A 14339-nucleotide genomic window follows, 5' to 3' on the forward strand; every position below is an offset into this window, starting at 1 on the left:
TTTCTATGCTTGCTCCCTTTCGTCATACAATGCTGTATTAATTGTATCAACAATATCTTCTAATTGGCCATCAAATATCTTATCCAATCGCTTATAACCACCACGACTTTTGAATGGTTCCACATTAAATGCTTTTTCTGGATTAGGATCTAAAATACTTTCCTTTAACAACTGTTTCTCTATTCTAGCTAGCCAATCTTTTTGTGCTTTTGGCCACACTTTCATACTATATACTTTTTTCATGGCGTTTTTAATTCGTTCTTCATGACTAATTAATGGGTCTCCAAGTGCTTGCTGACGGATAAAACTAATTATATCTGCAGCAATGTCCTCATTTTTGGCATCGCGCCAGGCAGCTTGTAAGTTTGTTTCGTTATACCCCTTTTGATCCAATGCGATTCTAAGCTGTCGCAAGTCCTCTCTAGTTAGATCCTTAGGGCGAGTTACAACTAAGTTTAACGCAGGTATTTGATTTATATTTTCATTAATAAACTGCTCAAAACCTTCTAAATAGTCTTCTGGTTTATCCGCTTCACCATAACCTCTAGTCACAGAAACTAACTTATCCTCATGTTCTGAAATTAATTGCCTTGCCGGCTTAGAGCGATTTTCATCTATATATGGAATGATGGACGGATTCTTATTAATCTCATGGACAACTTGCTCATGGTTAGAGTTTTTAAGCGTATCAATAAATTCATTGATTGACTTTCCACCTGTTAATGATTTGAAATCTTCATGTTCCTTATCATCCCACTTTTGCTTTTGGCGTTGCATTTTCGCAATCAATTCTTCCTTGTGCTGCTTTTGGTGCTTCTCATTATCTAGCTGTTCATATTCTTCAAACAATTGGTTTAATGTTACTTTAGGGTTTTTTACTACAGGTTTCATAGTTGTGTAAGGTTCTAAAGATTCATAAAGACCCACTGCATCATATATATCAAAGTGATCCTTTCCTATTTCATCACATCTTCTTGTTGCCCTTCCCAACATTTGTTCATACAAAATTCTTGAACGTACCCTGCGTAAGAAAACTAAATTTGAAATGCTTGGTACATCAATACCAGTTGTCAGTAAATCAACCGTTACAGCAATTTTAGGAAGTCTTTCATTTTTATAATATTTTATTGCTCCTAATGGATCTTTGATAGAACCAGTTATTTTCCTAACAAGATTATCTTCAATCTCACCATACTTTTCTTCCAATTCTTTTTTAAATAAACGGACAACCATGTCAGCATGTTCATCAGTAGCTGCAAAGATTAAAGTCTTCCCATCTTCTTCAGGATGAATATGATTGGCTAGTTCTTTTAAGATAACCTTGTTAAAATTTTCGGTGATGACCAACTTATTAAACTGGGTGACTTCAATATTCACTTCATCTTCTAGTACTTCTTTTTCCACACTACTAGTGCTACTATCATAAACTGTTACTTCTTCTCCTACTTGCCATTTTATCCCCTCTTTTTTCAACTCAGTTTCAAACTGATATGGAGGTTCATGGTCAATTAAATAACCATCAATTACGGCTTCACGATAAGAGTAATTGAATACAGGATTACCAAAAATCTCAACCGTATGAAGTGCAGGAGTAGCAGTTAATCCAATGCGAACAGCATCAAAATAATCTAATACCTTTCTATACTTACTTACATAATCACTATGATCACGGAACATTATTTCTACTTCTGTCATTTCTTTATCTAAAGTATAACCACGGTGAGCTTCATCGACTACGATACAGTCATACTTATCCACAGTCGGAACTTCCTCATCTGTTTCATTATAGAAAAGCCGCTTAACCATTCCTTGTACCGTCGCTATTTGAACTTTTGTTTCAGGATTGGGGTTTCGATCATCCAGCGATTGTAATTCAAATATCTCTGTAAAGGAGTGATAATTCTCCAACTTAGAATCCTTAAAAGCAGCCTCTGCTTGTTTACCAAGTGCACTCCTATCCACGAGGAATAAGATTCTTTTAAAACGGTTTGTTTTAATCAAACGATAAATTAAACCAATAGCCATTCTTGTTTTTCCAGTACCAGTTGCCATCGCAAGGAGAATTTCACGTTGGCCAACTTTAAGTGCATTTTCAACGGCAGTGATAGCATCCTGCTGATAATCACGCAACCCTAGGTAATCCATCGTTTCATCTTCTAAAGCTTTATTGGATTCATCTTCATCTCTTTTTAAAAGCTCCTTCAGCCCTTCAGGGGAATACCATGCTTTTAATGGCCGCGGGTGATTCGTAGATTTTCGTGCATCTAAAAACCATATCCCTGACTTTTGTTCCAATTGTTGTAGATACTCCCTGCCATTTGTAGCAAATAAAAATGGAACTTGATAATCTCCCCATGGACCTAGAATTTTTTCATCCTCTTGTTTAACTACTTGCTTTGCATAAAGTTTAGCTTGTTGAATATCAGCGGGGATATCCTTACTGGCTCTTTTCGCCTCGATTATGCCAACAAATTCTAAGCCAATAAATAAAGCATAGTCAGCATAGCCCTTTTTTAAAGGCCATTCAGCAATTGCTATATTCTTACCTTTCTCTGGTCTTGTCCCATTACTAAAGCGCAGGTTCTTCGTATCTACTTCCCAACCTGCTTTCATTAATTTTTCATCTATAATTAATCTAGTTTCTGCTTCCGTTAACTCAGCATTGAAACTGAAACGCTTGGCTTTTTCTTTACGCTCATTCTTCTCTTGATCTGTTTTATAAAGTTGTTGCTTCCGAAGTTCATCTAATTCTTCTTGCAATTTTTCCGCTCTTTCTTCAGATGCTTTTGCAAGTTCTTTTAATTCTTGCTGATTTTCCTGTACTTTCGCAGGCTCTATATATTGTGGCTCTGTAAACGTATAATCTCCGTATACTTCCATAAACCAAACACCTAAACGAAAGGACATGTGTAAAAGGGTTTTTGCTTCTTCTGTTGTACCATATCCTGCTTCATGAACGGCCTTATTCCCTTTACGACGAATAACATCCAACATATCATACAGTTCACTATTTATTAAATCTAAACTTCTTAATGTGCTTAACCTTACCTTTTGATTGATATCATACGATTCATTCATTTCCTCAACCGCAACAATATATTTAGATAATGCTTCACCAAACATTCGTATTTTGATTAGTGAGGTATTTGGATCTATGTAAACATTCTTTTCTGCTGTCTCGCCGAGGTTGGCTAAGATAGGCCAATGACTATTCAAAAAAGCGAAATTACTTTGTTGCACTATTATCACCTCAGTACGGTACTTTACCTACAATTATAAGGTTTTCCCCTTTTTATTACCAATTGAAAAATCAGCCAGAATCAACAATGTACAAAAAATAAAACACCTTTCTTTTTTAGACATTTCTAAGAGTTTGTAAAAACTTCCAAAACTGAAATGTACATGTTATAATAAACGTGAGTAATGCATATAATAAATAACCCACAGCGGTCACTGTGGGTTATGGATAAGCGGTTCCCCAGGATTAGGCTATCCGTTTGTCGGATAGACCTCACCTACTCACTTTGTCGGTTAATAGGGAGGTCTATTTTCGTTTGATCAACGGCATGATCTAAGCGAGTAATGCAATCAAGAAGGTGCCGAACGTACGAAAGGGAAAGCAGGCTGAATTCACCACCTCCTGTGGCGATGCCTGCATGACCTTTATCCTGAAGGCCTTAAAACTTAATTTGTTTAAGTTCCTCCTTTAATGCAGCTGACTCTTCATTTGTTATATCTAATTGCGGCCGCCTCATATACCCCACATCTACTCCACGTAATCTTAACGCTTCTTTAAAATGGGGGATACTTCCATTTTTAAGTATTTCGCAATAATGCGTTATGATTTTTTGAAAATGACGAGCTTTTTCCAAATCATTTTCTTGACAGGCATTATATAGTGCAACAAATGGTTCAGGAAATACACCTGATACACCGGAAACTGTGCCATCACACCCTAAAGCAAATGCCGGAAGAAGCAATTGCTCCGCCCCAAAAACAACTTTAAAATTCTCGTTATTAATATTTAAATACTTACTAGTCTTAAGAATATCTGGATAACTATATTTAATTCCTACTACATTTTTACATCTATCAGCGATTCTTTGTGCAACTTGTGATGATAAGTCATTTGAAGCGCATTGTGGTATATTATATAAATAAACTGGAAAGTCATCTGGAAGACTGCTAGCAATTTCAACATAAAAATTTTCCATTTCCTGATCATTCACACTAAAGTAAATCGGAGTTACTATACCAATTCCATCAGCACCAATTTTTAGTGCATGGTGAGCTAATTCGATGACATTTTTTTGAACAGTATCACCAACGTGTATATTAACAGTTACTCTTCCATTCGCTGTTTTGACAACCGTTTCTGCAACAGCTTTTCGTTCTTCAACGGTTAATTTCAACATTTCTCCTGTCGTACCAAGCGGATACAAACAATGAACCCCTTTGGATATAAGAAATTCTGTCAGGTCAACTAATTTCTTTAGATTCACACTACCATCTTTATCAAAAGGTGTAACCATTGCTGGTGTAACCCCTTGTAAATATTTCATCCTTTTTCAACTCCTATATTTTGGAATATCCATTTTCCGGATCATTTACTCTGTCTGAAATCATACTTGGGAAATCCTTTTTAAAGAGTCGGCTGTCAAATCTCCTAAATCACTTCTCAAAAAAACAACCCAAGACGCTCGTGAGAATTCCTAATGCAAATGAAGGTCATAAAAATTGGTTTCTATACTATAATTACCAGATAATATATAATCATACAGAAGGTCTAAACATTGAAGGAAGAAACACTATTTGCGCGTGCCTGTTATCGAATTTTTGCAATACTTTTGTAAATACGGTGTAATTACTTTTCCACAGTTTTGATACAAGTCTTTGTTATGCTTTAGGAGAAGTCAAAATTAAAAGGAGATCGAGCATCAACACAAGATATTAGACAAACCTCGGATTCGGCTTATTCTTTTAAAGTTAGGAGTTGAGCCATAATGTACTTAATTGTAAGGGTTGTAAAAGGGAAAACAGAAATCCTAAAAAACTCAAACAGCACTTCTAACAAAATATTCCATACTTATTACAGTGCTGATATTTTCGCAAAAAAACTAAACTTTCATACCCATTCAGATAAAAAATGGCGGGTAAAGGAAATGAAGAAATAATTATTTTCCCGTGCCTGTCACTTCCCGAGGTTTCAGTTTTTTGTCTAATATTATATTAGATAGTATTTTTGTAATGAATGAAACCAAGTAATTAATTGGCAATTAAAAAATGACCCTAAAGCAAAAATCGCTGTTTTTCCCTCAGAGGGATTGGCTATCGGTTTGCGATAGACCTCACCTACTTACTTTTGCGGGTTAATAGGGAGGTCTATTTTCGTTTCACCAAGGAAATGATCAACGCAAATAATGTAATCAAGAAAGTACCGAATGTACGAAAGAGAACGCAGGCTAAATTCGCCACGTCCTGTGGCAACAAATTTAAGCAAAAAAATAGCAAGCCATCAACCTATTGCTGAAAATAGATCATTTCTTTGTATCTTCTAAAAACTCACTAATGGCAATCAATGCCTCTTTATCATCATCACCTTTGGTCGTAATCTTAACTTCCGAGCCTTTTTGAAGGTTAAGTGAAAGTAATCCCAAAATACTTTTCACATCAATATTATAATGTTTGGATTGCAATTTGATATCGCTCTCAAAATTTTTCGCTAAATTTGTAAGATCTCCAATAACTTTTGAACTCAACAATCTATTTACCGTTAGTTCTTTAACGTACATATCATCATCTCCTTATTTTCTATTTTATTACAAATAATCACGCTTTCCAAATGTTATTACGCTCTGAACGACGCTTCCATTTTCACTTGCTTCTATTTTTTATCATATTCTCCCACCTTTTGGCCTAGCTTCTCTACCCAGCGACAGAAGATGCACTTTTTGGTTAACTTAACATTAAAGTAAAAAAATAAGCGTGGTACCTTTACCAGCTCATTACTGGTGGGTACCGCGCTTATTATTTTGATTTACTGGATTTTGTCACAGCCTCTTTTTATAAATACTGGTTCATTCACTATTCTGTATAAAGTGAGACTTCCATCATTAGGGCTTCATCCCCCAATGATGGTTAGCGAAACTTATCAGGGTGCTAGAATCCGTTATCCCCACACTTATCCTTTTTCATTATTCTAAGTATTGAAGTGGGGGCTTACGGATTATTGTTCACCGTGATAAAATTCTAGTTCAGCTATATTTCCATAACCACCATCTGGACTGATATATCGAAGATAACGATATGATTCCTCAGTTGTTATTTCGGCTACATTCCATCCAGATTCTGGTTCTGAAGATATCGTGTATAAATCGACAAACCCTTCTGTTTCAGAAACATTTGACCCTTGTATCTTACCTCCAGTCATTCTACCTGTAAAACCTTCTCGTGGATAGAACCTAACTTCACTAAGCACCTCTTGATTATCTTCACCTACATCAATTCCTGTATATCCACCATTTGCCTCACTATAATCATAAAATGTAGTAATATCTCCATCCAATGCTTTATCAAATTCTGCACCTGGTGCCCATGGCGGACCTGCTCCAAAAGGAGTTCCTGTTATTAATTGTAACTGGTTTGAAATGTCAACTACGATTTCTCCTACAACACCAGATTCATCCATCGCCTCTGCAATAACTTTCACTTCTCCATTGAGGCCTTCATCATTTGCTGATAACAACCCATCCGAAGTGATAGAAGCTAGCTCTGTATCTGATCCGTCTACATCGGTAACAGACCATTCCACTGATTGATTAGCATTAGCAGGTGATACCTGTGCTAGCAACTGCAATGATCCACGGTTCGTATCAATAGACTCATCTCCATCTTCTCCACTGACAATAATCTCGGAAACATCATCATATAAATCGATAGACTGAATGACATCATCCACTGGAATGACTTCCTTACCGGTAGTTGTATATGCAATATCAGTAAGAGCAACATCCGTTGTGAACGCTTCTGTATCCTTCGCTTTCATATTGACTTTCAACAAGTCAGGATTATTAAAGAAGCGATTTGGAGTACCTTTTACAGTAAGATGGACCTCACCTGCTTGTTTGGAATCATGGGAGATTTTTAATTTTTCAACTAAAGAATCCACGGAAACAAATTCCAAAAGTTCTGAATCATACGTAAGATTCATTTCCATAGAGCGTACATTATCTCCCTCACCGCTTGCTGTATAAGTAAGGCTAAATGAATCACCTACTTTTACATCATCTGCCTCTTGTACAGATAAAGCAGGTTCCAAAGTTTGAACATTCACCGTATCCGTTCCAACAAAGATCTCACCAGTTTCTGAAGTGATACTTACGCTTACTTCAACGTCACCAGTTTGTCTATCAAGTGCGCGAACAAACTCTCTACGATCCATTTTCACTTGATAACCTTTATTAACGGTTGATACGTTGCCGCTAACCGTTTGTCCGTTTATTTTAAATTCAGTCGAAGCCTCTGTTAACACAGCAGCATTAGCTGGAACCTGAACATTAATGGTAAGATCACCTTTCAATTTCCCATCCAACGTATCAGGATTCACATCGACAGTTGACGGGACAATATAGTCAGCGTTCGGTTTAGGTGCTTCCTCCATATCATTCCCTAAAAAGTAACTTGTGTGCGGAGGTTGATTATACGCGACATTTTGCCAAGCAACACTTAAGCGATAAACCGGATCATGCATAAGCGTGTGGAATCGATGTTCTGTGATATCTGTTGTGGTGTATAGACGAAGTTCCGTACTATCGATATCTCTCACCATTACTTCTTCGCGCCAGTCGCCAATGATATCCGCTTGTAGACTAGGATTTCCTTTCGTTCCATTGTTAGAACTTGTTCCTTCTATGGTGAGAAGATTGTTAAGCTCCTCATTTTCATAATCCCATTTATCGATTCTAGGTGTGCCGATTCCGATTTCATAATTCGTCCAATCATGGTCTAATAATTCACGTGATAAATCGCCGTCCCACCAGATCGCAAAGTTCATCGATTGTGGTGATATTTCAGAAATAACTTCACCTTCTACCGAATGAAGTGGACTTCGCCCTGAACTTCCATCCCAACTATCAGAAGCCCAAAACTCTGCTCCATCATACCTTGGATCAATATCTGCAGCCATACCTCTTCCTACATCTGATCCTGTTTCAATTCCAAACAGTAATTCACCCGTTTCTGCATCTCGAATACCATAGCCAACCGGAGAATTACTACTTTCATGAACTTGGAATATTTCCATACCATCTCTATTAGGATTTAAATCCGATACATGGTTCGCATCCCCATGGCCCCATCCAGTCGTGTAAAGGCCTTTTCCATCATGATCAACAACCATGGCTCCAAATACAATCTCATCTTTTCCATCATCATCAACATCCGCAATAGCTAAGCTGTGATTACCTTGGCCAGTATATGCTTGATTACCTTCATCATCACTGTCAAACGTCCATTGCTTTGTTAACTCACCATCTCGGAAATTATACGCAGTAAGCATTGTCTTTTCATAATAACCACGTGTCATAACAAGGCTAGGCTTTTGACCATCAAGGTAGGCAATACCTGCAAGGAAGCGGTCCCCTCGATTACCATACGAGTCGCCCCAGTCTGCCATGTTGCCTCTAGCTGGAGAAAAATCAGTTGTAACAAGTTCTTCGCCTGTTTCGCCGTTAAAGACTGTTAAATATTCAGGACCTTCTAGTATACGGCCAGACTCGTTACGGTAGTCAGCCTCTGGATCACCAATCACTTTGCCAGTGGCATCCGTTGTACCGTCTGCTGTTTTAAGGGCAACTTCTGCTTTCCCGTCACTGTCTAAGTCATAGACCATAAATTGAGTATAGTGCGCACCTGCACGGATGTTCTTACCTAGACCAATTCTCCAAAGTTTCGTACCATCTAATTCATACGCATCCATGAAAACTTCACCGGTATAGCCGCTATGTGAATTATCTTTTGAATTGGATGGATCCCACTTTAAAATGATTTCGTATTCTCCATCACCATCAAGGTCGCCAACACTTGCGTCATTGGCATGATAAGTATAAGATACGCCATCCGGTGTTGTTCCACCTTCTGGTCTATCCAGCGGAATAGAGTGATATTGATCTCCCCATACAGCCACTTCTTTTGATTCATCTACCTCTTCACCGTTTAAGACAGCGTTCACACTATAAACCGAATCCATTGTTCCTTCTTCATCTAAATAATTTGTGCTTGATGTTATCGGTGCATCATTTATTTTTGTACCATCACGGTAAAGGTTAAATCCAGTGTCTTTCGATTCTGTTCCTAATAAACGCCAGCTTACAAAGATACCGTCATCTGTGTTAACAGCAACAACTCCACGCTCCAAATATTCCATTTGATAAGGGGTTGTTGATGCTTCTTCTGCAGCAGTAACTGTTGGCATTGAGCTAGCAAATGATGTAGCCATGATGGCTGCGCTAACAACAACAGCACTTTTCTGCAATCGTTTCTTGAAACGTTTTAACATAGATAAATCCTCCTAAATAGATTAATAATCAAGTGCTAGTTTCATTAGATGAGAAAAAATGTATAAAGACTGTGTGAAGGTAAGGTAGGGTAGGGTAATTTATATGACAGGAATTCTTTTGTTGTACTCATTTTTTTAATAGAAAAAAGCATTTCACCTCCATTACAAATAATAAAATCCCTTTCGTATCCCACATTATAACAAGGAATGAAAAACAAGGAACCCAAAAATCAGTGGTAAACATTTAAAAATCAGTGTTTTTAAGTCCTTCTGATACTTTCTTACCAGGACCATTTCGATCTTTTTTAAAACCACATAGCACTGTGGTTATTAATAGAATGTCTATTATGAGATTTCAAATTAAAGAAATTTAACTACGCATATCCATCTTGAATGTTCTTGGGCCATCCTATTAAAAAATTTTAAAATTCCTATCATAATAATTAAAAATTTGAGTATTTTAATAATAACAAACCTACTAACAATGGCTGTAAAGAAGTTCTATTAAAAGGAGAGATAGACATGGCAAAAAAATTAATAATGATATTGATAATGTTATTTAAGGAAATAAAAAATTTATTCTTCCCAACGATGGTTATGGCATGTGAGATTATGAATGGAGATGACATGATAAAAGCACATTCCGAGCTAAAGAAAGCCGGTATTTCAAGATATAAAGTGGAAATGGCGTTTTCCAAGACTCCTATTAAAGGCCTTACCCCACCTGTGATGCAAGTTTTAGTTCCTTCCAAACACCTTGATACGGTAAAAAGTATATTTTAGAAACTTGCTCGCAAACACCTATGTCTCATTAACAACAATTACTTTTAGAAAAAAACTTCGTTATAAGATATTTAAACCTTTGTTAAATGTGGTGTTACAATTTAAGTATTGCTTGTTTGAAAAATTTTTCTCGTTTCATTCATCTTAGTAGAAGTAATATATATCAAAGAAATTGAAACATCTTTATGTCATATAAGTTATATAATTCATTAGCATAATTAAAATTCCATTAACAGCATTAATCTCGGACAATATAACAAGCAGATAACACCACGTTCATTTTGAGAACATGGTGTTTTGTCAGTATCATTTTAGAACTTCAGATTGTCAACCTAAAACTAGCTTTTCCCGCTTCAAGAATTCCTTATGGACCCTTGCCTGTTGGTGAGCTGGTTCCATATCTAGTACAAGGTTGAAATCTTTTCTTGATTGGTCTTCCTTTCCTAATCCTAGGTAACCAAGCCCCATCATAAAGTGACAATGAACCTTGTTTTTTCGCTCCATATCTTCATCAAACACTAAGAAATCTGGTAAAGAAACGGCAAAGTAGTCAATCGTCAGCTCCTCAAATAAATGGGACTCGCCATAATCAATTAACTTATTAAAACGACTTCGCGCCTCTTTTTCTCTACCCAACTTTTTTAATGCCATTCCTTGATAGAAAATCATCTCAGGCGGTTGGTCATTATAATACATGGCACTCGCAGGTTCACTTAATCCAGTTGATGCACGTAACCAGTAATTATTTGCCGCTTTATCATCCCCTAATTTATGATAAGCCACTCCTAAGAAATAATGAATATTATTCTCTTGTGCTCCGTATAATTTTCCTTCACCTAAATTTTCAGGATATTCTTTCGCTTCTTTTAGATGGTAAATGGCATCATCAAATTGACCAGTCTCGATTAGACCTAAAGCAATTCCAACTTTGCTTTGTACGTATTGAGAGGTAATTTTCCCTTCTCCACCTTCCCAAGGATGGAAATTTCGCTTGTTAATTAGCTGAAGGGCCTCCTTATGACGCTTGAACGTATTTAACAGCGTCACATACTCAACGTATAGATCATCTCGTTGTTCAACCAGATCAAAATGACTATCCAATTTATTAAATCTATCTTCCGGAGAAACTCCTACCTTCTTGTATAGCTGATCCAGCTCATAAAATACTCGTGCATCCTTCTTATTTAATTCAAAAGCGATTTCCAATGATTTTCCAGCTCTTCTCGAGTCAGCCATTTTGTTAAAGTAAGAAAAAGCTAAATTTCTGTGAGCTGTTGGAAAGGATTCATCAATAGCAATTGATTCTTCCCAATGCTTCGTTGCATCACTATACCGCTTCTTATCATATAGTAGATTTCCTACATAATAATGGGCACGCGCATCAGTCGGATTCCTTTTAAGCGAATCATCAAGAACGATATAATCCAAAAGCTGATTTGGAAAACAGTAATCAGATGGCATGACACTAGCTTTACCCAACATAAATTCAGCTTTGTCATTTCGATCTAATTGCTGGTATAAATAGGCTAAATAATAATACGCCATCGGATATGACTTTTTGTTTTTACTTGTATATCTTTTCAACACCTTAATTGCTTCCTCAAATTGTCCTGAAGCTAGGTAATCTTGGCATAAAGAAATATAATTATGAGGGCAATCACGCATAATCCGCTCTAATTCTTCCATTACTTCTTTGGCCTCAGTCTCAAGCCCTTTCTCTAGGTACGTGAGATACAATTCATTTCTTGCTCCAAAATCAAGGACATCCAATTCAATGGACTCAAGCGCAACCTTTACAGCCTTGTCAAGCAGACCTAATTTTCTTAAAACCGCAGCTTTAAGGTTCCATGCCAAGATATTTTTCCGATTACTATCTAATGAAGCATCTACTAGCTCGAGCGCTTCCTTATACTCTTTTTTATAGCAAGAAATTTGTGCTAAAGCGAAATACGCTTTGTCCTGCCAATTCCCAGCCCAAATTGCCTTATAGAAATAAGCAAATGCCTCTTCTAGTCTTCCTTGCAATTTTAGACAGACACCTAAATGATAATATGGCTCTGTATCATAAGGATTAGGATTGTGTCTCGTGATTGTTTCAATCGCTTTTCTAAAATAACCTTCACTTTCTTTGAAAAGCCCGCGACGTAACAATAACAACCCGTAAGCATTATTGATCCGCGAATCTTCTGGGTCACGTTTTAACCCTTCTAAATAATAGCCGTCCGGTTCAAAGGTAGCATGACGATATTGTTCAAGATGCTGTCCTGCCAGAAATAGTGCTTCATTATTCTTCAATTCCTCTGGTTCATCAATAGCCTTTGCTGCTTCAGGAATTTTTTCAATAGATTCCGGTTCTGGTTGGTAAGAAATCAGTTCCTCCCCATTTTTAGAAAGCACTGACACACTATACTTATAATCTTCCATCTCCGCATCGACATTTACTATAGTGGTAAAAGGCTTCTCTGGTGAAAGACTAACAGTAAACTCCTGATCAACAGTTCCTTCTCGTCTTAGCACAACCTTAGCCTGTTCAAAAACTGCCGTTGTATAAACGGTAATTTCAGCTTTGCTATCTTTAAACTCTAAGTTGACCGCTGCATCAATAGAAGCATTTTTAATTTCTCCAACTTTTTTATAAGGCATGAAATATTGTCTAAATCTTTTCTCTTCATATGGTTGGAGCCACGTAAAATCAGGCTGATTATCCGTATATACACCAGTCATTAATTCCACATATGGTCCATCTTCATCTGTTAGGTTTCGATCCCATGCCTTGCCAAAGTCACCACTTCCCCAAGTCCACTGTTTTTTTCCTGGAGATATATGACGATTGGCAACGTGTAAAATCCCAGCTCCTACGGAATAATCATACCCGCCAACAAAATTGTAATCTGATTTATATACCATATACGAAGTAGGTACTGGAATATTTTTATAACGAGAAATGTCTACTCCAGATGAATAATCCATCTTATAGTACGTACCTGTTGCAATCGGAAACTTAGAAACATCTCTCTTCCCATGGTCAAAAACCGCATTGACATCCGGTGGAAAGATGGATTGTGTATGATTATTTACCGGAATCGCGGGATTAGCCCACCATAAAAAGGTTTGTGGATGAGGTGTCCGATTATACAGTTGACCGGTAATCTCTAAATAAGCCTTACCACTATATAAAGTAAATCCAGCCATCCCTTTTGTTCCATACATCCGGTCAATTTCACTCATCCATACCGTCTTACTACCATCATCGTTTTCTTCTATTGTATATTCTACAGGTCCAAACGTATTCGGCCGATGATGCTGTGGCCAATTGAACTCGATACCACCTGAGATCCATGGACCTGCCAATCCCACAAGTGCAGGTTTAATGACTTTATTGTAATAAACAAAGTCATATTTATTTGTTTTATCTAATGCACGATAAACTCTTCCACCAATCTCAGGCATTAATTCAATATATAAATACTCATTTTCTAATATAATCATTCGATAAGTTTTATCAGTCTTTTCATCCGCTATGCTTTCTATAATAGGGTGAGGATATACTCTCCCCGAGCTTCCCTGATAGACTCTTTTTTCAAGAAACATCGGGTTTTTCTCTGCTTCTCCCACTTCATAGGTAGGAAGTTTAACATCCCTTTCAAAAACACGCACTAGGTCTTTTGTCAAAATAAACACCCCTCATTCAAACAAATCTATCTGTTACTTTGCGTATGGAGCAAACCACTCATCTAGTCACTAATTGATCCACTTTTTCAAAAGATAAATAGGACATATATGTTGTAAAATACGCTAAGATGCTTCCACCAAAGAACAAAGCCAGGATAGGAATTGTCATCAACATGTAGTATATAAAAACAACTCCGACAATAGAGATAAGTGTGTTTCTTGGGTTTAATATCATGATGAAAAAAGCACGTTTTATTACATGGAACACGGTAAGATCATAGTGAACAAAGACTGGAAATAGGTAACATGACAATAAAATAGCTACTAG

At 36.9% G+C, this 14339-nt stretch carries 6 protein-coding genes and 1 pseudogene; 1 reads left to right on the forward strand and 6 read right to left on the reverse strand.

What is annotated here, in order from left to right; all coding sequences use genetic code 11:
* Nucleotides 1–3: 3 nt before the first annotated feature.
* The 5 genes and pseudogenes from hsdR to GHD00_RS21345 form a co-directional block, all read right to left on the reverse strand.
* Complete coding sequence (gene hsdR / locus GHD00_RS01405; protein WP_163536300.1) at nt 4–3240, reverse strand: type I restriction-modification system endonuclease; 3237 nt, start codon at nt 3238–3240, stop codon at nt 4–6.
* Nucleotides 3241–3677: 437 nt separating this feature from the next.
* Complete coding sequence (locus GHD00_RS01410; RefSeq protein WP_163536301.1) at nt 3678–4562, reverse strand: dihydrodipicolinate synthase family protein; 885 nt, start codon at nt 4560–4562, stop codon at nt 3678–3680.
* A gap of 975 nt (nt 4563–5537) precedes the next feature.
* Nucleotides 5538–5792: an HPr family phosphocarrier protein gene (locus tag GHD00_RS01415; RefSeq protein WP_163536302.1), complete on the reverse strand. Its 255-nt coding sequence runs from the start codon at nt 5790–5792 to the stop codon at nt 5538–5540.
* Between the two features lie 434 nt (nt 5793–6226).
* The gene (locus tag GHD00_RS21340) at nt 6227–7660 is read right to left on the reverse strand and encodes a cohesin domain-containing protein (RefSeq protein ID WP_346427592.1); all 1434 of its coding nucleotides are present in this window, start codon (nt 7658–7660) and stop codon (nt 6227–6229) included.
* A pseudogene (locus GHD00_RS21345) lies at nt 7637–9496 on the reverse strand (rhamnogalacturonan lyase); the annotation flags it as partial. The gene GHD00_RS21340 and the pseudogene GHD00_RS21345, both read right to left, overlap by 24 nt.
* 582 nt (nt 9497–10078) lie before the next feature.
* Here GHD00_RS21345 and GHD00_RS01425 point away from each other — a divergent pair.
* Entirely contained in the window at nt 10079–10339 is a 261-nt protein-coding gene (locus GHD00_RS01425; RefSeq protein ID WP_163536304.1) for a hypothetical protein, read from the forward strand.
* A 327-nt stretch (nt 10340–10666) separates the two neighbouring features.
* On the opposite strand, the gene GHD00_RS01430 is transcribed toward GHD00_RS01425, so the two are convergent.
* Nucleotides 10667–14011 (reverse strand): DUF5107 domain-containing protein, encoded by a 3345-nt coding sequence (locus GHD00_RS01430; protein ID WP_240468557.1) that lies wholly within the window; start codon nt 14009–14011, stop codon nt 10667–10669.
* Nucleotides 14012–14339: the final 328 nt, after the last annotated feature.

This window comes from Gracilibacillus sp. YIM 98692, from assembly GCF_010993965.1.
Classification (GTDB): Bacteria; Bacillota; Bacilli; order Bacillales; family Amphibacillaceae; genus Gracilibacillus.

Bases quoted from the DNA above. Each gene is read 5' to 3' on its own strand.
- GHD00_RS01415 (WP_163536302.1), bottom strand. From the start codon at position 5,792: ATGTACGTTAAAGAACTAACGGTAAATAGATTGTTGAGTTCAAAAGTT.
- GHD00_RS01410 (WP_163536301.1), bottom strand. From the start codon at position 4,562: ATGAAATATTTACAAGGGGTTACACCAGCAATGGTTACACCTTTTGAT.
- GHD00_RS01425 (WP_163536304.1), top strand. From the start codon at position 10,079: ATGGCAAAAAAATTAATAATGATATTGATAATGTTATTTAAGGAAATA.
- GHD00_RS21340 (WP_346427592.1), bottom strand. From the start codon at position 7,660: ATGGAGGAAGCACCTAAACCGAACGCTGACTATATTGTCCCGTCAACT.